The 18,618-nt window shown below is 46.7% G+C and carries 24 protein-coding genes; all 24 read right to left on the bottom strand.

The features are described 5' to 3' along the window. Position 1: 1 nt before the first annotated feature. Complete coding sequence (gene flhA / locus Q9R25_RS02520; protein ID WP_159562096.1) at positions 2-2,023, bottom strand: flagellar biosynthesis protein FlhA; 2,022 nt, start codon at positions 2,021-2,023, stop codon at positions 2-4. Between the two features lie 13 nt (positions 2,024-2,036). Then, the gene (gene flhB, locus Q9R25_RS02515) at positions 2,037-3,131 is read right to left on the bottom strand and encodes a flagellar biosynthesis protein FlhB (protein WP_159562095.1); all 1,095 of its coding nucleotides are present in this window, start codon (positions 3,129-3,131) and stop codon (positions 2,037-2,039) included. Next, entirely contained in the window at positions 3,128-3,898 is a 771-nt protein-coding gene (gene fliR, locus Q9R25_RS02510) for a flagellar biosynthetic protein FliR (RefSeq protein ID WP_074037236.1), read from the bottom strand. The genes flhB and fliR overlap by 4 nt, the downstream gene beginning before the upstream one ends. Continuing rightward, positions 3,895-4,167 carry a flagellar biosynthesis protein FliQ gene (gene fliQ, locus Q9R25_RS02505; RefSeq protein WP_015881403.1) on the bottom strand — a complete coding sequence of 91 codons (273 nt, stop codon included), beginning with the start codon at positions 4,165-4,167 and terminating at the stop codon, positions 3,895-3,897. The genes fliR and fliQ overlap by 4 nt, the downstream gene beginning before the upstream one ends. A gap of 11 nt (positions 4,168-4,178) precedes the next feature. Further along, complete coding sequence (fliP, locus tag Q9R25_RS02500; RefSeq protein ID WP_074037237.1) at positions 4,179-4,844, bottom strand: flagellar type III secretion system pore protein FliP; 666 nt, start codon at positions 4,842-4,844, stop codon at positions 4,179-4,181. Beyond that, a complete protein-coding gene (locus Q9R25_RS02495) occupies positions 4,841-5,335 on the bottom strand; it encodes a flagellar biosynthetic protein FliO (protein ID WP_074037238.1) in 495 nt (164 codons plus the stop codon). The genes fliP and Q9R25_RS02495 overlap by 4 nt, the downstream gene beginning before the upstream one ends. Next, complete coding sequence (locus Q9R25_RS02490; RefSeq protein ID WP_015881400.1) at positions 5,332-5,697, bottom strand: response regulator; 366 nt, start codon at positions 5,695-5,697, stop codon at positions 5,332-5,334. Before Q9R25_RS02490 ends, Q9R25_RS02495 begins: the two co-directional genes overlap by 4 nt. 13 nt (positions 5,698-5,710) lie before the next feature. Beyond that, entirely contained in the window at positions 5,711-6,841 is a 1,131-nt protein-coding gene (gene fliY / locus Q9R25_RS02485) for a flagellar motor switch phosphatase FliY (RefSeq protein WP_214782952.1), read from the bottom strand. Continuing rightward, positions 6,838-7,827 carry a flagellar motor switch protein FliM gene (gene fliM, locus Q9R25_RS02480; RefSeq protein WP_159562093.1) on the bottom strand — a complete coding sequence of 330 codons (990 nt, stop codon included), beginning with the start codon at positions 7,825-7,827 and terminating at the stop codon, positions 6,838-6,840. The genes fliY and fliM overlap by 4 nt, the downstream gene beginning before the upstream one ends. A 9-nt stretch (positions 7,828-7,836) precedes the next feature. Then, positions 7,837-8,289 (bottom strand): flagellar basal body-associated FliL family protein, encoded by a 453-nt coding sequence (locus tag Q9R25_RS02475; RefSeq protein ID WP_015881397.1) that lies wholly within the window; start codon positions 8,287-8,289, stop codon positions 7,837-7,839. After that, positions 8,282-8,500, bottom strand: coding sequence for a flagellar FlbD family protein (locus Q9R25_RS02470; RefSeq protein WP_031421671.1), 219 nt, complete (start codon positions 8,498-8,500; stop codon positions 8,282-8,284). Before Q9R25_RS02470 ends, Q9R25_RS02475 begins: the two co-directional genes overlap by 8 nt. Continuing rightward, complete coding sequence (gene flgG / locus Q9R25_RS02465) at positions 8,500-9,294, bottom strand: flagellar basal body rod protein FlgG (protein ID WP_214691055.1); 795 nt, start codon at positions 9,292-9,294, stop codon at positions 8,500-8,502. Before flgG ends, Q9R25_RS02470 begins: the two co-directional genes overlap by 1 nt. Positions 9,295-9,312: 18 nt before the next feature. Next, entirely contained in the window at positions 9,313-9,741 is a 429-nt protein-coding gene (locus tag Q9R25_RS02460) for a flagellar hook capping FlgD N-terminal domain-containing protein (RefSeq protein WP_214782949.1), read from the bottom strand. Beyond that, positions 9,713-10,801 (bottom strand): flagellar hook-length control protein FliK, encoded by a 1,089-nt coding sequence (locus Q9R25_RS02455; protein ID WP_215244044.1) that lies wholly within the window; start codon positions 10,799-10,801, stop codon positions 9,713-9,715. The genes Q9R25_RS02460 and Q9R25_RS02455 overlap by 29 nt, the downstream gene beginning before the upstream one ends. A gap of 22 nt (positions 10,802-10,823) precedes the next feature. Then, on the bottom strand, positions 10,824-11,390 hold the full coding sequence (locus tag Q9R25_RS02450; RefSeq protein WP_311282752.1) for a MotE family protein: 567 nt from the start codon (positions 11,388-11,390) through the stop codon (positions 10,824-10,826). Position 11,391: 1 nt separating this feature from the next. After that, the gene (locus Q9R25_RS02445) at positions 11,392-11,826 is read right to left on the bottom strand and encodes a flagellar FliJ family protein (RefSeq protein WP_159562090.1); all 435 of its coding nucleotides are present in this window, start codon (positions 11,824-11,826) and stop codon (positions 11,392-11,394) included. Then, positions 11,823-13,142 carry a flagellar protein export ATPase FliI gene (gene fliI / locus Q9R25_RS02440; RefSeq protein ID WP_159562089.1) on the bottom strand — a complete coding sequence of 440 codons (1,320 nt, stop codon included), beginning with the start codon at positions 13,140-13,142 and terminating at the stop codon, positions 11,823-11,825. The genes Q9R25_RS02445 and fliI overlap by 4 nt, the downstream gene beginning before the upstream one ends. Further along, positions 13,129-13,854, bottom strand: a complete 726-nt coding sequence (locus Q9R25_RS02435; RefSeq protein WP_159562088.1) for a FliH/SctL family protein — start codon at positions 13,852-13,854, stop codon at positions 13,129-13,131. Before Q9R25_RS02435 ends, fliI begins: the two co-directional genes overlap by 14 nt. Next, on the bottom strand, positions 13,838-14,845 hold the full coding sequence (gene fliG / locus Q9R25_RS02430) for a flagellar motor switch protein FliG (RefSeq protein WP_026826250.1): 1,008 nt from the start codon (positions 14,843-14,845) through the stop codon (positions 13,838-13,840). Before fliG ends, Q9R25_RS02435 begins: the two co-directional genes overlap by 17 nt. A gap of 5 nt (positions 14,846-14,850) precedes the next feature. Further along, complete coding sequence (gene fliF / locus Q9R25_RS02425) at positions 14,851-16,422, bottom strand: flagellar basal-body MS-ring/collar protein FliF (protein WP_078146698.1); 1,572 nt, start codon at positions 16,420-16,422, stop codon at positions 14,851-14,853. Positions 16,423-16,444: 22 nt separating this feature from the next. Then, positions 16,445-16,726 (bottom strand): flagellar hook-basal body complex protein FliE, encoded by a 282-nt coding sequence (gene fliE, locus Q9R25_RS02420; RefSeq protein WP_074037250.1) that lies wholly within the window; start codon positions 16,724-16,726, stop codon positions 16,445-16,447. Positions 16,727-16,739: 13 nt separating this feature from the next. Continuing rightward, positions 16,740-17,168 carry a flagellar basal body rod protein FlgC gene (gene flgC, locus Q9R25_RS02415; protein ID WP_074037252.1) on the bottom strand — a complete coding sequence of 143 codons (429 nt, stop codon included), beginning with the start codon at positions 17,166-17,168 and terminating at the stop codon, positions 16,740-16,742. Between the two features lie 3 nt (positions 17,169-17,171). Continuing rightward, complete coding sequence (flgB, locus tag Q9R25_RS02410; protein ID WP_074037939.1) at positions 17,172-17,540, bottom strand: flagellar basal body rod protein FlgB; 369 nt, start codon at positions 17,538-17,540, stop codon at positions 17,172-17,174. Positions 17,541-17,812: 272 nt separating this feature from the next. Beyond that, on the bottom strand, positions 17,813-18,592 hold the full coding sequence (codY, locus tag Q9R25_RS02405) for a GTP-sensing pleiotropic transcriptional regulator CodY (protein WP_074037253.1): 780 nt from the start codon (positions 18,590-18,592) through the stop codon (positions 17,813-17,815). Between the last annotated feature and the right edge of the window lie 26 nt (positions 18,593-18,618).

The following is an 18,618-nucleotide window of genomic DNA, read 5'->3' as shown; positions in this document are numbered from 1 at the left end:
GTTAAATCACCCCAATACTTTTCACTTCGACGGAACTGAGTAATTCGTTATAAGCCAATACCGGCACATCTGGATAATACCGTTCGAGTAATTGACGAACGAACAGACGAATCGTTGGGGAACATAAAATCACAGCCGATGCCCCATATCGTTCAAACATCGACAGTTGTTCGCCAGTGCGCTCGATAATCTCTCGAGCTTGCTCTGGGTCGAGCGCCAAATAGTTCCCGAACTCCGTTTTCTGAACCGCGTCTTGCACCGTCTGTTCCGTCTGTCCGCCGAGTGTCACGACGTAAAGGGGACCTTCAGGTGGTTTGACTTGATCGGTCAATTGACGGGACAAGCCTTGACGGCAATACTCTCCTAAGATTTCCGCATCTTTCGTCACTTTTCCGTAGTCTGCCATCGTCTCGAACAGAAGCGGCAAGTTTCGAATGGAAACACTTTCTTGGAGTAAGTGGCGTAACACTTTCTGAATTTCGCCAATCGAAAGGACTGACGGCGTCACGTCCTCGACGAGAACCGGATGCGTCTCTTTCAGGTGCTCGACGAGTTGTTTCGTCTCTTCCCGACCGAGTAAATCTGCCGCATGTTTCTTCAACGTCTCGGTCAAGTGAGTCGCGACAACAGAAGGCGGATCAACGACGGTATACCCGCTCATTTCTGCCCGAGTTCGTGTTTCTTCATCAATCCAAAGGGCAGGAAGACCGAATGCTGGTTCCGTTGTTTCAATTCCATATACCTCAGGGTCTTCGATGCCCGGGCTCATCGCCAAGTAATGATCCAGCAATAGCTCTCCCTCTGCAACGACGTTCCCTTTGACTTTGATTCGGTACGCGTTCGGTGATAACTGCAAGTGATCGCGAATCCGGACCGTCGGTAAGATGAAGCCAAGCTCGAGTGCGAGTTGACGACGAATCATGACAACGCGGTCTAACAAGTCACCGCCTTGAGACTCATCTGCAAGCGGAATCAAGCCATATCCGAATTCAAATTCAATCGAGTCAATCTGCAACAGCGAGACGACTGATTCTGTCGGCGCTGTCGATGGTTCCTCTTCGAGCATCGGCTCTTCCGTTGCCTGACGGATATTTCGACGCATCGTGTAGGCGCCGAAGAATGCCGTTCCGGCTATGATCATCGTCACAGGAAGTAGGGGCGGTGATACAAAACCAAGCATGAAGACAATCGACCCGGCGATATAAAGGAGTGATGGGTTTTGACCGAGCTGGTCGATTACGTCTTCCCCTAAGTTTCCATCCGAGACGGCGCGGGTCACGATGATCCCGGTCGCGGTCGAAATCAAAAGTGCTGGGATTTGACTGACCAAGCCATCCCCGATTGTCATGAGTGAGAACGTTTGGAACGCTTCTCCAACTGGTAATCCCATTTGAACGACACCGATGATAATACCGAAGATCAAGTTGATCGTAACGATGATAATACCAGCGATGGCATCTCCTTTAACGAACTTCGATGCCCCGTCCATTGATCCATAGAAGTCCGCCTCGCTTTGAATTTTACGGCGACGCATCTGGGCTTCTTTGTCGTCAATTAAACCAGAGTTCAAATCGGCATCGATGGCCATCTGTTTCCCCGGCATCGCATCGAGTGTGAAGCGAGCAGATACTTCCGATACACGCTCTGCTCCTTTCGTGATGACGACGAATTGAATGATGACAAGAATCAGAAAGACGACAAATCCGACAAGGACATTTCCGCCGATGACGAAATCACCGAACGTCGCAATGACTTCCCCACCATAACCGTTCGATAGAATCGAACGGGTCGTCGATACGTTCAAACCAAGACGAAACAACGTCACAATCAATAAGAGAGAAGGGAATACGGAGAAGTCGAGTGCTTCCCGGGCATTCATCGCCACAAGTAGAATCATGATGGCAATCAAAATATTTACGATGATTAAAAAGTCTAATAAAAACCCCGGTAGCGGGATGATCAGCATGATGACAATCATCAACACACCAATCAAAATTGCAAAGTCTTTCGCTTTTACTGCCAACACATACTCCTCCTCAAGACGGTTGCTTCATTTGATAGACGAATGCCAGTACTTCCGCAATGGCTTGATAAAACGATTCGTCTACCACTTCACCGATGTCGATTTGCGCATAGAGCGCTCGCGCGAGTGGTTTATTTTCAACAATGGCCACGTCATGTTCTTTTGCGACATCTCGAATATGAAAGGCGACCCGGTCGACCCCTTTGGCGACCACGAGCGGCGCAAAATCTTTCGTGTCATCATATCGAATGACGACCGCGTAATGGGTCGGGTTCGTGATGACGACATCGGCATTCGGTATCTCTTGCATCATCCGTCGCATCGCCATTTCCCGTTGTTGCTGTTTGATTTTAGATTTGATGAGTGGGTCACCTTCAGTATTTTTGTACTCATCTTTTATATCTTGCTTAGACATTCGGATCGATTTCTCAAAATCAAATCGTTGGTAGAATAAATCGAGTAGTGCAAGTGCGAGCAAGGCGACACTTACCCAAAGACCAAGTTCGATTGTGATACTCGCGAGTGCGACAATCGATTCACGAACTTGTTCGACGGCCATCCGAGACAGTTCTTTCTGATTTTTCCAAAGGACAGCGACAGCGGTTGTCAGGATGATTAACAATTTGAATAAGGACTTTAAAAATTCGACGACCGCTTTCATACTGACGATGCGTTTGACCCCCTTGATTGGGTCGATCCGCTCAAGCTTTGGTTGAATGGCTTCTAAAGAAAATAACGTTCCGATTTGTAGGTAATTGATGAGAATCCCAAACACGACGGCGACGATAAAGAACGGAGCCAAAATCAAACCGACACGGAGCATTAAGTCGACGACCATATCCGACATGCCGCCCGTCACGTTAAACAATAAATACTCTGGGCTGAGTAAATCGCTGATTAAAGAAAGCAATTGCTGCCCAATCACGGGACCGAAAAAAGATAACATAAGAAACATCGCAAAAAGTGCGAACGCTCCAGTCAAATCGGCTGACTTGGCGACCTGCCCCTTCTTTCGGGAGTCTTCCCGTTTACGTGGCGTCGCTTTTTCTGTCTTTTCACCTGCAAAAAACTGTAGATTGACCGATAAAGGATATAGAGGCTTCTTCATGAGGCGTCTCCTAATATGAGCATAAAGTCGTGCATCACTTCTTGTAATAGCGGGATGAACTGGCTGATTCCTGTCAATGTCAGTCCCATCAATAAAACCATGACGGCAAAACCAGCGATAAGTTTAAATGAAAATCCGATGGCAAAGATATTGAATTGCGGTGCTGACTTCGCTAAAAAACCGAGAGCTAAGTCCACAAGCAGTAAGGAAGCCATCATCGGCAACGCTAATTGCAACGCGACCATCATTGTCATCGTGACGACTTTTACAGCCATCATCAATGAAGCTTCAGTAAAGTTGATCATCGGTTGGCCAGGCGGATAGATTTGAAAGCTATAATAAATGCCGTCAATCAGCAGAAGATGCAGGTTGCTCGTCAACAAAATGAATAGCGTAAAAATATAATAAAATCGTCCAATCAATGGTGATTGACCGCCAAACATCGGATCATATGCGGATGCCATCGCTAATCCGAGCTGTAAATCGATGACCCCACCGGCAATTTGCGGTGCAAAAAATAGGATGTTGATCAACAGTCCGAGTAAAAGTCCGATCATGACTTCATAGACGACTTGCAGGACAAACGCATTGGTCATTTGAATTGGCTCGGTCAATGTGAACATTGCATAGTATGCTAAAAACGCACTGAACGCGACGCGGTGCATGACCGGTAATTGTCTCGTCGAGAACAACGGGACACTGACAAAAAAGCCAGACAGTCGCGCGAACGTTAATCCATACATACTGATGAAGTCGACTGCATTCATTTCGAAGCAACCTCGACCATCAACTCAAAAATCAAACGCGTGAACCCTTCAATCTGTTGAAGCATCCACGGTCCAAAAATGACGAGACCGATGAAGACCGAGATAATTTTCGGAACGAACGATAACGTTTGTTCTTGAATTTGAGTCGTGGCCTGTAAAATCGAGATCACGAGACCGACGATCAGTGAGATGAGTAGAAGTGGCATTGATATTTTTAATAAGGTCCACACACTCTCTGTCGCCAAATAGATGACCATTTCTTGTGTCATGTCCGTTCCCCCTACATACTTCTAAGCAATGATTCCACAATCAAGTGCCAGCCATCGACCAATACAAACAATAATAATTTAAACGGCAGTGCAATCATGACTGGAGGAAGCATCATCATCCCCATCGACATGAGGACACTTGCGACTACCATATCAATGATTAAAAACGGTAAGAAAATCATGAAGCCGATTTGGAAAGCGGTCTTCAACTCACTGATCGCATAAGCAGGAACCAAAGCGAGGAGAGGTACATCATCGAGTGTCTCCGGCTGCTCGTAATTCCCATACTTTAAGAACAGTTGTAAATCTTCTTGTCTTGTATATTTCGACATGAACTCTTTCATCGTCCCACTTGCCTCATCGAACGCCTCATTTTGTGAGATCTTGTCATCGAGGTATGGTTTTAATGCGTTCTCATTTAAGTCAGAGAGAACTGGAGACATGACGAACAGTGTGATGAACAGTGCCAATCCGACAATCAATTGGTTCGGTGGCGTTTGCTGTGTACCGAGCGCCGGTCGAATGAATGACAAGACGACCACGACACGGGTAAAGCAAGTCATCAAGATTAAAAAGGATGGTGCGAGCGTCAGCAATGTTAACAAAATCAATAGCTTGATGGATGTCGATGTACTGTCCGGTGTTTCTAAATTGATCAATTGCTCAAACGTTGTCATGATTTCTTCCTCACTTCTTCTAGCTGAGCGAGTTGTTTCTTAAAGGTGTCTAAAAATGCATTCGAATTTGACGTTCGGAGTGACAAGGTTTCCGTTTGCTCTTCCTCCATCGTGTCCGCATCAAGTCGATCGATCAGTTGAATCGAATCGCCGACACCGAGTACATATACCTGGTCACCGAGCTTCACGAGCTGAACAGAGCGGTCTTTCCCAAGAGGGACGCCTCCGAGATGTTTCATATGTTGAGTCGCTTTCACGCCTTGTGTTTTGGAACCGAGCCAACGCATCAAAACGATAAATCCGCCGACCACGACCACGAGACTTAACACGACTTTCACGCCATTGCCAATGGTTGACGCTGTCGTTGGAACGTTACTTTCCTGTTCATCTGTCTGTTGTTGCTCGAATTGTTGGTCTACGGTGGCGGCCTCAACCGTGGTTGGACCGAAGAGCCCAACCACGAGAAGAATAATCAACCACCATTTCTTCATTGTGCGACCGTTTTAGAAACTGCTTCGATGACACGCTCTGCATTGAAAGGCTTGACGATAAAGTCTTTTGCACCAGCTTGAATGGCATCGATGACCATCGCTTGTTGTCCCATCGCTGAACACATGATGATTTTCGCATTCGAGTCGAAGCTACGAATTTCTTTCAATGCTGCGAGTCCATCCATCTCAGGCATCGTGATGTCAAGTGTGACGAGATCCGGTGTGAGTTCACGATATTTCGCGACAGCGTCCGCTCCGTTTTCCGCCTCACCTACTACGTCGTACCCGTTCTTTGTCAAAATGTCCTTAATCATCATACGCATGAACGCTGCGTCATCTACTACTAATACTTTTGCACTCATTCTAAATTCCTCCTTAAACGATTCCGATCCGCTCATGCGGTTGAATAATTTCTGTTACACGTACCCCAAAGTTTTCTTCAATGACGACGACTTCTCCTCTAGCGATTCGCTGTTGGTTGACATAAATGTCTACCGGCTCACCTGCTAATTTGTCGAGTTCAATGATGGAGCCTTGTGATAACTCAAGTACTTCCCGAACGGATTTTTTCGTTCTTCCTAACTCTACTGTCACGTTTAACGGGACATCATACAGCAACCCAAGATTTGCTGGGGCCGTTTCTTGTGACGCCGGTGATTGGAGTGGCATGAATTCCGCCTGGCTCACAGCTACTTCCGGCATAGATTTTTGCTTGTTTGGTTGTGGGGCAACGGACTGTGCTGTTTGTTGTGCTTGTGGCTGTGGTTTCGGTGCTTCCGCTCTCGGCTGCTCTTTTACCGGTTCTGATGCCGCTTGGACCTCTCCAGTCGCTTTCATCAACTCGTCGACTAACTGCTTTCCAAACTGAATTGGTGCAATCTGGACAATCGTTGAATCAATCAACGTGCCTACTTTGAGATTGAACTCAATGAGTACCATCGTCTCCCATAGTTCAAGGCGATCGATGATTGTCTGATTCTTTGTTGCATCAAACACTTCGACAAGAGGTGGCGAGATGTCAATTTTCTTCGAAAATACCGTCGATAAAGACGTTGCTGCCGCACCCATCATTTGATTCATCGCTTCTTGAACAGCTGATAAACGAATCTCATCAAGGCTCTCCGGATCAACATTCTCTCCACTTCCACCTAACATGAGGTCAGAGATGATTGCCGCATCTTCGCGAGTCAATACGAGAACATTTTCCCCTTGGATTCCTTCTGTATAGCCAACTCGAAGTGCCACGTGAGGAGTGGGATAGCGTTCGCGTAACGCTTCAATTCTCACTTCACTGACAACCGGTGTCGTAATTTCAACTTTCTGTTGTAATAATGTTGACAAGGCTGTTGCCGAGTTCCCGAATGAAATATTCCCAATTTCTCCGAGTGCGTCGCTCTCCATCGAATCTAAATGTTCTTCTTTTGCTTCGACTTCTGGCGTCGGCGTATTGTCGCTTGTCCCACGTAATAACGCATCAATTTCATCTTGTGACAGCATCTCACTCATTGCTCTTCCTCCTTCACACGGTGAAGCACTTGAACCGCCATTCGCTTCCCGCTCACACCGACTTGCCCTTTAAATACTTTATTTTCCCCCACCATGACGGACAGAGGTTCTTTTGCTAATTGATCGAGTGCCAAACAATCTCCGACTTCTAGATGCAACAAATCTCCAAACGTGATTGTCGTCCCACCGAGTAAGGATACAACTTCGACTGTCGAGTTCATCAATTGAGCTTTAAGTGGCTCTTTACTCGATTGACTTGCATTCCGTCGATTCGCTTCTTGCATCCAATAATGACTCGATAGTTTGGACAATACCGGTTCGATTGTCACGAATGGAAGACAAACGTTGATGGTTCCGCTCACTTCACCAATCGTCACACCAATCGAAATCAAGACGACCGTTTCGTTTGGTGAAACGAGTTGCAGGAACTGCGGATTCACTTCAACAGCTGACATTTCTGCTTTAATCTCAGCAATCGATTCCCAAGCATCTCCATAAGTCGAAAAGGCTCGTTTGTACAATTGCGTCAAAATCCGCATCTCAATTTCGGTGAACGATTCGATTTTATCCATCTCGACACCAGGACCTCCGAGTAACCGGTCTAGCATCGCGTATGAGATGTTCGGATTGACTTCGATGATGAATCGTCCGTTTAACGGTGGCGCCTCAATCAAGTTGATCATCGTCATGCTCGGAATGGAATGAATGAATTCATCGTACGGTAATTGTTCGACCGAGTTGACCGAAAACTGAACATATGTGCGAAGTTGAGCCGAAAAAAATGTCGTGAGCATACGCGTGAAATGTTCGTGAATCCGAGTTAAGCTGCGAATTTGGTCTTTTGAAAATCGAACGGCTCGCTTGAAGTCGTATTGTCGAACTTTCTTCTCTTCCTCTTGCGCGAGAAAGGAGTCCGCTTCGACATCCCCACTGCTTAAAGCAGATAGTAAGGCATCAATTTCTTGTTGAGACAGTACTTCTCCCATGATGCCACCTCACTGAATAATTTTCTTCGTCATATAGACGCGTTGGACTTCACCTTCTTCAAGCAGTCCGTTAAGTTGTTCTCGTAATGTTTGTTCGAACTTTTGCATATCTTCTTTTGTTGCCAATTGGGCTTTCGTCATCCCGGATAAATCACCCAAAATGACGTTGTGAACTTGGAACTTGCGTAGTTCTAAATTCTCTTTCGTTTCAGCCGAATCTGTGACAATCGTAAATTGAACGTTAATGAAACGCTCGTCTTGAATGTTGGTCGTCATGTCATCAGTCATGAAACTCCGTTCTGCCAACTCTTCAGCTGTGACAGGTTTCGTTTTAGCAGTGACGTTATCACCAAAGACATATTTGTAAGTCATGAATCCGGCACCGCCCATGACGAGCAGGACGACAAGCAGGATGATTACGACTTTTAGGCCGCCACCTTTTTTCTTTTCTTCTTCACTCATCTTCTTCACCTCTTGTGAACATCGTTCCGACTAAACCGATTGAGCGGTAAAAGGCTTCAGTTCGTTCAATGATTTGATCTTTCGTTTCTTTTACGAGATACGTTTTGCCATTAAACAATTGGATGATCGTGTCGGGCTCTGCCTTCACCGTTTCGATGAGCAAAGCGTTCAGCACGAACTCCTCACCGCGAAATGCCGTGACGCGAATCATCAGCGTTTCAAGTTGACGAGCTCTTGAAGGATCTCGTCCGATGTTGTGATAATGCGTGTGTTCGCCTGGAATCCACGCTGTGCCACGATCATTTCTGTGAACTCTTCTGAAAGGTCAACGTTTGACATTTCGAGTGCGCCTGAGACAAGTTCTCCACGACCAGCGACTCCCGGTACACCTGGATTCGGTGCGCCAGAGTTTTGAGATTGAATATAGTTGTTTGCACCAACCTTAGACAGACCTGCGTTGTTAGCAAATGTAACGACTTGAATTTGACCCAAGTTCACAGAAGCCCCTGCAGCATTTACATAACTGACTTGTCCATCTTTACCAATTGAAAGAGATTTAGCACCGGCCGGAACAGTGATTTTTGTATTTGTTGTACTAAGGACATATGCTCCATCACCGTTAACGATATCTCCAGCATTATCAGTATAGAAGTTACCGGCACGTGTATATTGTGTTTGCCCGTTCACATTAATTGCGAAGAACCCTTCACCTGAAATCCCGACGTCAAGGGCACGTCCCGTGTTTTGCATCGCTCCTTGGTTGTATACGTTATCGACCGTAGCCATCGTTCCCCCGAGACCGACTTCTTTCGGGTTGACTCCACCGGCTGTTGTCCCGTTCCCACCTGACGCACTTCCGACTTGCTGGCTAACGAGATCTTTAAAGGTAACGCGACCTTTTTTATAACCGAACGTGTTGACGTTGGCGATGTTGTTCCCGACGACGTCTAGCTTCGATTGGAAGTTCTTCAATCCACTGATTCCTGAGTACATTGCTCTTAACATAATGCATTCCTCCTATGCTTATTTGATCGATGTGATATCGTACACGCTGACGGATGTTCCGTCTTCAAGGTCGGCCATATATCCGGTTAAGTCGTTACGAGAAATGGAAACGACACGACCTGTGCCTTTCGTCGTCTCTTCACTCGTTTCGGTTGTAAAGTTGATTGTTTTCCCAATCATGCTACTGTATTCAGAAATCGACGACATGTGACGGTCGACGAGAACCGAGTCGAGTTGTTTTGAGATGGCTTGCATTTGCTCGAGAGACGAGAACTGCGCCATCTGTGCGATGAACTCTTTATCTTCCATCGGCGACATCGGGTCCTGGTTCGCGATTTGAGCGAGAAGCAACTTCATAAACATGTCTTTATCGTATTGATTTGTCGCTTTTGGGAGCGACTGATCTGGCAATGTATAATCATTCGTCTTCGGTTGGATGCTCGTCATCTTCAGACCCTCCTTTAGGCTGTTCTTGTGGTTGTTCTTGTTCCGGTTGCTCGGAACCATCGGACAAGGCTGATTTTGAATCGAGCGCTTGCTGTGTCAAGTTGACCTCGACCCGAACGTTTTGCGAATGGGGTGTCAACGTTTGTTGCAACTGTTGAACCTGTGACTGGATCAGTTGCTTCGCCTCTTGATTGCTGGCAAACATCTTGACGACAAGTTCTCCATTCTTCCGCTCTAGCTTGACGACGAGTTCCCCTAACTGCTCCGGATACAATCTTACAGTGAAGACTTTTGAACCATCTGCCCCACTTTTGAACGGTGCCTTTTGCAAAGCCGCTTCAATCCGAGCTTGTAAATTTTCAGGAAGGGATCCTTTCGAAGCATACATGACCGTGTCCACGTCAATCTGTGGTCTTGACCAGTTCATCCCTTTCGGCATCCAGTCTACGTTATTTGGCTGTAGCGCAGGTTTTGCGATTTTTACGGTTTCAACATTTGGCAAGATGGGAACTTCTTTCAATGTACCTTCGATTGGTCCTTTATACTGTGTGATGATCCGTTGCATCGTTTGAACCTGTTTGGCAAGTTCTTGGTTTGGAACTTGTTGAGTTAGTGCAATGTTGGTCGTCTGAGCATTTCCCTCTGTTTGCTTCGTAGTATGGACTTTCGGCGTAGTCGTCGTCTGTACAATCGCCGGTAAAACCGAAGACGGGATTTCAGTCTCAGGCGAAGGATTAGACAATTGACCGAGTAAACTTACATATGCATCCATAAACGTCCGATACGCATCTTGTGGCAGTGATTTTAGCCACTTCAATGTATCAGGCTTTTGAAACCATGTTTCGAGTTCCTGTGCCACTTTTTCCAAATCGACTGATCCTTCAGGAAGCACACCTTCTTCAAGTTGAGGAAGTTCTGCCTGCTCCCCTGAGCCTTGCATTGGGGCAAGCATCGCAGAAAGGAGGCTTAAAAATCCACCTGCTCCCTGTGATTCTCCCTCCACTGCTCCAGTACGAGCCATCGATCCTTGAATGGCTTGCGTCAATAAAGCGATATTCAATGTTGGCCCTCCCTTCTTGTGTTCATTGGAGAAGCTGCGTCACAACCGCAGCCTGTTGCGCATTCATTCGTCCTAAGATGTCTGCCTGTTGCTTAGGTGATAGCTCCTTCAACAGTTCAGCAACTTGAGGGCTTTCGAGTTCACCCATAATAGCTGCCGCCTGTTTGGCTGACATTTCTTCATAAACGCTGGCGACATCAGATGAGGTCTCCTCTTCTTTTGACGCTGCCTCTAGTTCCGAGACGAGTCGATCTCGTTCACGAATCAAATCGGTGATTTCTTCTTGTCTAGCCTTTACTTCGTTCGTCAATTCAACATTTTCGTTGCGAAGTTTTTCAATCTCACTGTTCGCCGCTTTTAATCGGTTCGCTGCGTCCGAATCGATTCCCGTCACATTCACCTGCGTCTCCGTTTTTTTTAATTCTTCCGTTTTCTCGTCCTCGTTCACTTCTAATAAGGGAACGGATAAGAGCGGACGGTCCATCGCATAGTTCATGACGACAATCCCACCGACTAAGATGAAGATTGCTGGAATGAGGACCAACGCCACAATCATTTGCTTGCCTCGTTTATTGTTCTCTTTTGCCATGCTACTTCCCTTTCCCATGATGAATCACAGCAAGTTCATCCATCATTTGTTGCTCTGTAAGTTTAGCTACCGTCATCTCTTGCATGCTGACCTTTTCATGGAGCGTCACGTATTTCTTTTCTTCCACCACTTTACCGAGCAATCGTTCTTGCGACGCATGATAGCGATTGCGGGCCTGTTGTACGACGAGCTGTTGCGTTTCGATTTGACGTTTCACTTGCTCTCGCGTCTTTTCTCGATACTGCGACATGAGAAGGTCGATGTTTCCAGATTGTTCGTCTTGGTGTTTGATGAGCGACTCATACATGAGAAGAAGGTCATATAGCTTCTCCATCTCTGTCTCAAGTCTTGCCTTAAATCCTCTGACTTCTATGGCGGCATCTTCTTTTTCATGTTCCGCAATCGGCATGATTCGTTCTAATATGAGTCTATTCATGATTCACCTCGTGCAATATGTGACAAGTGGGTCATCGTCTGTTCGAAAGCAGCATCTTCTTCGATCGATTGTTTCAAAAACGTCAACAAGTATGGATATTTCTCCACAGCGGTATCAATTGAAGGATTGGTGCCTTTTTTATACGCTCCGATATTGATTAAATCTTCCGCGTCAATATAGGTCGCGAGCCAACTGCGGAACGTTTGAGCTGCATCTCTGTGTGAAGGGGAAGCGATTTGGTTCATGACCCGACTGATGGATTTTAGTACATGGATTGCCGGGAATTGCCCACGGTTTGCGAGCGCCCGGTCCATCACAAAGTGTCCGTCTAAAATCCCCCGCACCGCGTCGGCAATCGGTTCATTCATATCATCCCCGTCGACGAGGACCGTATAGAATGCAGTGATTGAACCTGTCGCCGCTGTTCCACTTCGCTCTAATAGTTGAGGTAACATGGCGAATACGGATGGGGTGTACCCTTTCGATGTTGGGGGTTCGCCCGTCGCAAGACCAATCTCACGCTGTGCCATCGCAAAACGTGTCACCGAGTCCATCATCAAGACCACTTCTTTCCCTTGGTCCCGGAAGTACTCGGCAATCGCGGTCGCCGTGTAAGCTCCCTTCAACCGGACAAGCGGGGGTTGGTCGCTTGTCGCTACAATCACGACGGAACGAGCCATGCCTTCTGGTCCGAGTTCTTTTTCGATGAACTCTTTTACTTCCCGACCCCGTTCTCCAATCAAGGCGATGACGTTAATATCTGCCGAAGATCGTTTGGCAATCATCCCGAGCAAGGTCGACTTCCCTACACCGGAACCAGCAAACAAACCGACCCGTTGTCCTTTTCCTACAGTCAACAGTCCATCAATCATGCGTACACCGGTCGACAGCGCATCTAAAATCCTTGGTCGATTCAAAGGATTCGGAGGTTTACGTTGAACGTCGTAACGCTTACCGGTCACAAGACGCTCACCTGAAAGTGGACGTCCCAAACCATCGAGCACTTGACCAATCAACTCTTCCCCTACAGGAACTTGAAGCATTTTTCCCGTTCCCTTTACAAGACACCCTGGCGCAATTTGCGTAGTTTCACCGTATGGCATGAGCAGAACACGCTCTTCATTGAATCCGACAACCTCTGCTTCAACCGTTTCATTCGACGGAAGGACAATCAAACAGCGTTCTCCGACAAATGCACTCGGCCCATTCGACTCAATCATCAATCCGATGACACGGCAAACTCGACCGATTTTTCGTGTGAACTCGCCGTCCGAAGACTGCTTGATTGAGTCAAGAACCTGCTCAATAAGCACCATCCGCTAAAACCTCCTCGATTTTAGCTTGAATCCGTTCGAAACTATACGTTAAATCGACTTCATTCCCACGATGTGGCGACTCGATTCGGACTGCCGTTTCATCCAATGATCCGTCCCCACGATATTTCAAAGGGGGTGTCTCTTCTGTCCGCCACATCGCTTCGAATTGCTGAATCGAGGCAAGACGTGTCGGATGAACAAAGATTGTGATTGCTTCGGCATCGATCCAATGTGACATTTGATCACGGATCATCGTCGCAAAGAGTTCTTCATCTTTCCGAACAAGTTCCGTTGTCACATGTGCACTGACCGAGATTGCCAGCTCAATGAGTTGTTCTTCCGCTTGTCTCCATTTTTCTTCAAATAAGAGTTCAAGTTCGGTCGAAACGGAATTTAATCTTGTGGTGATGTCCTCGAACTCAGCCAATCCGTCCTGTCTACCTTGAAGGAGACCTTCCTGATACCCTTCTGAACGCGCCTCCTCGAACACCTGTTGTTTCAACCGCTCCAACTGTTCGACTTCGGTCAACTGAAACTGTTGAAATGCTTCTTCGTCCTGCTTCAACTTCTCATAGCGCGACTGAATGACATCGTGATGATTGATTCCGTCATTCGGTTCTATAATGGGTGTTTCTAAGCGCTTGGATTCAATCCGTTGCGGAATATTCGATGTTGCACGTTGGCGTTTGATCACATTAGACAACGATGTCATCTCCTCCACCTCGACTGATTACAATCTCACCGACGTCCTCTAGGCGACGAATGATTCCGACGATTCGGCTCTGTGCCTCTTCGACGTCACGCAACCGTACCGGTCCCATGAATTCCATATCTTCTTTGAACGTTTCGACCATACGTTGTGACATGTTTTTGAAGATAATTTGTTTGACTTCCTCCGAAGAGACCTTGAGCGCAAGTAACAAGTCGTCGTTCGCCACTTCGCGAATGATTCGTTGAATCGCACGAGAATCGAGCGTAACGATATCTTCGAAGACGAACATCCGCTTTTTGATTTCTTCTGCAAGTTCCGGGTCTTCGATTTCGAGCGCATCGAGAATGGTACGTTCGGTCGTCCGGTCTACACCGTTCAAGACTTCGACGACTGCTTCGATTCCACCAGATTGGGCATAATCTTGCATATCCGTCTGCGACAAGTTCTTCTCAAGGATTTGTTCCACTTCATGGATGACGTCTGGATTGAGTCGATCCATCGTCGCAATCCGTTTTGCGACTTCCGATTGAATCTCAGGTGGAAGTTCCGAGAGGATTTGCCCTGACTTGACGGGTTCTAAATGCGCTAAGATTAACGCAATCGTCTGTGGGTGCTCGTTTTGGATAAAGTTCAATAACTGTTTCGGGTCTGCTTTTCGTGCAAACTCGAACGGTCTGACCTGTAAGGTGGAAGTCAGACGATGAATCAATGCCATCGCCTTGTCTTCACCAACTGCTTTTTCAAGGACAGTTTTCGCAAACCCGATTCCACCCTGAGTGATATAACTTTGTGCCATGGCGAGTTCATGGAACTCACCGAGAATACTATCCTTTTCTTCCGGGGACACTTTTTTTAACGCTGAAATTTGAAGCGTCAGTTGTTCCATCTCTTCTTCTGAAAGATGTTTGTAGACGTTCGCTGCCACTTCAGGTCCCAGGGAAATCATGAGCATCGCTGCTTTTTCGCGATTCGATTGTTTTGCATAGTTCACGTTACTCACTCCTCAGACATCCAAGTACGAAGCAGTTTAGCAAACTCTTCTGGATTACTTTCAGCTAATTTTTCTAACTGTTTCTTCTTCACTGCACCTTCGCCTCGCTCTTCGAGGTCTAGGTCAGGTACTTCATCTTCATATGGAACTTCCCATTCGTTCGTCTCTTCCACAACCTCTTGCTTCCGTCTACGCATCGCGAAGAAGATCAAGGCAAGAATTACGACTGCACCCGCCGCTGCCGCATACATCCACCAAGGTGTCGGTTGCTCTGTTGCTGCAACCTCTTCCACTTCAGCGAACGGTCTCGACACGACGACAACTTTCTGTTCGAGTTCAGCATCCGTGATGGCTTCATCCGTCTTCGCTAACGACGTCCGAATAATGGAATACATCATCGTCTCGAGGTCGCCTTCTAACTGCGGATCGATACTTGTTGCGCCATCTGGTGGTTCAACGATGAGCTGGACTCCGAGGTCACGAATCGTATATGGTGCGTTTTGAATCTGCTTCGTGATGCGGTTGACCTCGTAATTGATGATTTCATGATTCTTTTCACTTTCTTCTGTGCCATCGCCAGTCGCTGCCGGGAAGTTGATTGTGTCGTTCTCACCAGTTCCCGTCGCTTCTGTCGCCGTACCTGTTCCGCCAGTGTATGCTTCAGCAATCCGCTCGGCAGACGTGACGATGCCTTCCATGTTTTCTTCATCGACCGGCGTGACAAGATTCTGTTCTTCAGCCGTTTGTGTCGTGTCGATGTCTGCTGTGACGGAAACGAGTACGCTCCGTTCGCCGAGTAGAACCGATAGCATCTGTTGGATTTGTTGACGTACGTCTTTTTCGACTTGTCGCTTCAACGCCAATGGATCTGACGAGGAACCTCCAGCAACAACGGTCTGGTCGAGATCATAATACGTGAAGTATTGGTCCATAATTGAAATGTTTTCCGGTTTCAAGTTCGGGACACTCTTACTAATCAAATGATAGAGACCTTTTACTGTGTTTGGTTCTAAATTCGTCCCCGCTCCGATGTTCAAGACGATGGACGCGGTAGGCTCACCTTGATCTTCTGCCAAGAAGACAGACTTCTCAGGAAGTGAGATGATTACTTTCGCTTGATTGATTCCTTCAATCTGTGTGATGAGTCGCTCTAGCTCCGTCTGCATCGCACTACGTTCGATGACAGCCATCTCACGGTCTGTCGTTCCGAACCCTGCGTTTTCGCTGAAGAAACTATAATCAATCGAGCCGGACTTTGGAATTCCGGCAGCAGCCAAACTCACTTTCAACTGATCGACCATTTCAGTCGGCACATACACGCTCACACCGTTCGAAGTCGCCTTGATTTCCGACTGTACCCCGTCTGCTGTCAACTTCTCTGTCACTTCGCCCGCTTCTTGAGCAGACAAGTTTGTATAGAGAGGTGCCATGTTTGGCCTTGAAAGGAAGAATGTGAGTACGAGGGCCGCGATTAGTATGACCGCGATCGAGATGCCCCATACGAGTTTACGTTTCGCTGGCATCGCCTTTAATGCACCGGTCATGGATTTGAATCGTTCTTTTAATTGTTCATTCATCGCAACTTGTCATCCTCTACAATTAAACTTGCATTCGCATCATTTCTTGATAGGCCTCAACAGCCTTGTTCCTCACCTCGATGGCAAGTTGCATCGCAATCGACGACTCTTCACTTTGAATCATCACCTGATGAAGGTCAGCTTTCCCGACCGCCAAATCTTTACGGGCTTGACTAGTCGCTTGTTGTGTCTCATTCAATGCGTTCATCGCTTCATTCAAGTATGACCCAAATTGAGATGGGTTCGTTTTATTCAGTGATGGCGTGAGTTCTGGGCTCATCAATTGAATTGGATTAATTTGCATCCGTTAACACTCCTTATCCTTTACCAATCTCCATCGCTTTTACGAGCATCGCCTTCGAGGCGTTCATCGCTGCAATGTTTGCTTCGTACGAACGAGTCGCACCCATCAAATCGACCATTTCTTTCAAGAGATCGACGTTCGGCATTTGTACGTACCCTCGCTCATCCGCATCGGGATGATTCGGGTTATAAGCCAATTTATACGGTGCATCGTCTTCGATGATTTGAGATACCTGCACCCCTCCATTAACGGCATCCATTTGCTTCCGGAATGGCGCTTCTTGCAACACGGTCATCTTTCGTGTGTATGGTTGCCACTCTCCGTCCACGAGTCTCCCGCGAGTCGTCTGAGCGTTGGCGATGTTCGCCGACACGGTATCCATTCGTAGCCGTTGTGACGTCAACGCTGAAGCTGAAATATGAAAACTATCAAACATTCCCATTGATTAACGACCTCCCCGAATAACAGATTTTAATCCCCCGAGCCTACGATTCAATTGCTCCATCATCGCCTCATACTGGAGTTGGTTTCGTGCCAGCTCACTCATTTCATAATCCAAGTCGACGTTGTTGCCATCACTCCTCATGGCGCCACCAGCTCGATCGATGACCTTCGACTGGGTCGAGTCACTCGGACGACCACCTTGCAGCTTGAGTCGCATCTCACTCTGAAGCGTCTGCTCAAACACAGCCTGTTTGGCTTTGAAATTCGGCGTATCAATGTTTGAAAGGTTATGACTGATGACCTTTTGGTTAAGGACTGAATGGTTGATGGCTTGCTTTAGTAATTGATAGTCACTACCAATCCAATTCACGGCGTTCACTCACTTTCATATAATGACTACTAAATATACCTCATTTGGAAAATCTACTATTTCATTGAAACAAATCTGTAACAGTTCTGAAAGATATTTTTTAAAACATAGGTAAATGGCTTAATATCTTTTTGTCGAAATCACGTCAAAAGGTGAAAATAATTACTTTTGTACTAAAAAAAACCGCCTCCTTATCAAGGAAAGCGGTTTTTTAGGAATAAAGTCCCTTTTAAAAGTGTTTTCAATGGAAATTACACATCGAAAGTTGTATTTCAGTTTGATTTCAGTTTTTGCAATTCAAACAAGAAGTTGTCATTTAATATCTTGATATACGTTCCTTTCATTCCTAAAGAACGTGATTCAATGACCCCTGCACTTTCTAATTTCCGAAGTGCGTTGACGATGACCGAACGCGTGATTCCCACTCTGTCGGCAATTTTGGAAGCAACTAGCAATCCTTCGTTTCCACCAAGCTCTTCGAAGATATGTTCGATTGCCTCAAGCTCTGAATACGATAACGAGTTAATCGCCATCTGGACGACTGCTTTCTTACGTGCCGACGTTTCGGCTTCCGCAGCCTTCTCACGAAGGATCTCCATTCCAACTACAGTTGCAGAGTACTCCGCGAGAACGAGGTCATCTTCTGTGAATTCATTCGCCAATCGACCGAGTACGAGCGTACCTAAACGTTCTCCTCCACCGATGATTGGAACAATCGTCGTCATGGAGTTGAGGAATAGATCGTGGTTCTCGACTGGGAACGCTGTATATTCACTATCGATATCGATGTTCGCTGTCGTTTCTTTCACATTGAACAAGTTCGAAGCATATGGCTCCGGGAACTGTCGATCGACTAAGAATGCTTTCATCCGGTCATTCTCAATCTGTTGTTTGATTGCAAAACCGAGAAGTCGTCCCCGACGACTCACGATAAACGTGTTGGACTCAAGGACTTCACGCATTTTGTCCGCCATTTCTTTAAAGTCAACGTGCGCACTTGCCTCTTGTTGAAGCATTGTGTTTAATTGGCGTGTTTTTTCTAGTAAGTTCATATTCTCTATTTCCTCCCTGTATGTGC

The sequence above is a fragment of the Exiguobacterium sp. BG5(2022) genome (genome assembly GCF_031844365.1).
GTDB lineage: Bacteria > Bacillota > Bacilli > Exiguobacteriales > Exiguobacteriaceae > Exiguobacterium > Exiguobacterium profundum.
This window is presented reverse-complemented; position numbering and strand designations above follow the sequence as displayed.

Bases quoted from the DNA above. Each gene is read 5' to 3' on its own strand.
- flhB (WP_159562095.1), bottom strand. From the start codon at position 3,131: ATGAAGAAGCCTCTATATCCTTTATCGGTCAATCTACAGTTTTTTGCA.
- fliR (WP_074037236.1), bottom strand. From the start codon at position 3,898: ATGAATGCAGTCGACTTCATCAGTATGTATGGATTAACGTTCGCGCGA.
- fliQ (WP_015881403.1), bottom strand. From the start codon at position 4,167: ATGACACAAGAAATGGTCATCTATTTGGCGACAGAGAGTGTGTGGACC.
- fliP (WP_074037237.1), bottom strand. From the start codon at position 4,844: ATGACAACGTTTGAGCAATTGATCAATTTAGAAACACCGGACAGTACA.
- Q9R25_RS02495 (WP_074037238.1), bottom strand. From the start codon at position 5,335: ATGAAGAAATGGTGGTTGATTATTCTTCTCGTGGTTGGGCTCTTCGGT.
- Q9R25_RS02490 (WP_015881400.1), bottom strand. From the start codon at position 5,697: ATGAGTGCAAAAGTATTAGTAGTAGATGACGCAGCGTTCATGCGTATG.
- fliY (WP_214782952.1), bottom strand. From the start codon at position 6,841: ATGAGTGAGATGCTGTCACAAGATGAAATTGATGCGTTATTACGTGGG.
- fliM (WP_159562093.1), bottom strand. From the start codon at position 7,827: ATGGGAGAAGTACTGTCTCAACAAGAAATTGATGCCTTACTATCTGCT.
- Q9R25_RS02475 (WP_015881397.1), bottom strand. From the start codon at position 8,289: ATGAGTGAAGAAGAAAAGAAAAAAGGTGGCGGCCTAAAAGTCGTAATC.
- Q9R25_RS02470 (WP_031421671.1), bottom strand. From the start codon at position 8,500: ATGATTCGCGTCACGGCATTTCGCGGTGAGGAGTTCGTGCTGAACGCT.
- flgG (WP_214691055.1), bottom strand. From the start codon at position 9,294: ATGTTAAGAGCAATGTACTCAGGAATCAGTGGATTGAAGAACTTCCAA.
- Q9R25_RS02460 (WP_214782949.1), bottom strand. From the start codon at position 9,741: ATGACGAGCATCCAACCGAAGACGAATGATTATACATTGCCAGATCAG.
- Q9R25_RS02450 (WP_311282752.1), bottom strand. From the start codon at position 11,390: ATGGCAAAAGAGAACAATAAACGAGGCAAGCAAATGATTGTGGCGTTG.
- Q9R25_RS02445 (WP_159562090.1), bottom strand. From the start codon at position 11,826: ATGAATAGACTCATATTAGAACGAATCATGCCGATTGCGGAACATGAA.
- fliI (WP_159562089.1), bottom strand. From the start codon at position 13,142: ATGGTGCTTATTGAGCAGGTTCTTGACTCAATCAAGCAGTCTTCGGAC.
- Q9R25_RS02435 (WP_159562088.1), bottom strand. From the start codon at position 13,854: ATGACATCGTTGTCTAATGTGATCAAACGCCAACGTGCAACATCGAAT.
- fliF (WP_078146698.1), bottom strand. From the start codon at position 16,422: ATGAATGAACAATTAAAAGAACGATTCAAATCCATGACCGGTGCATTA.
- fliE (WP_074037250.1), bottom strand. From the start codon at position 16,726: ATGCAAATTAATCCAATTCAATTGATGAGCCCAGAACTCACGCCATCA.
- flgC (WP_074037252.1), bottom strand. From the start codon at position 17,168: ATGGGAATGTTTGATAGTTTTCATATTTCAGCTTCAGCGTTGACGTCA.
- codY (WP_074037253.1), bottom strand. From the start codon at position 18,592: ATGAACTTACTAGAAAAAACACGCCAATTAAACACAATGCTTCAACAA.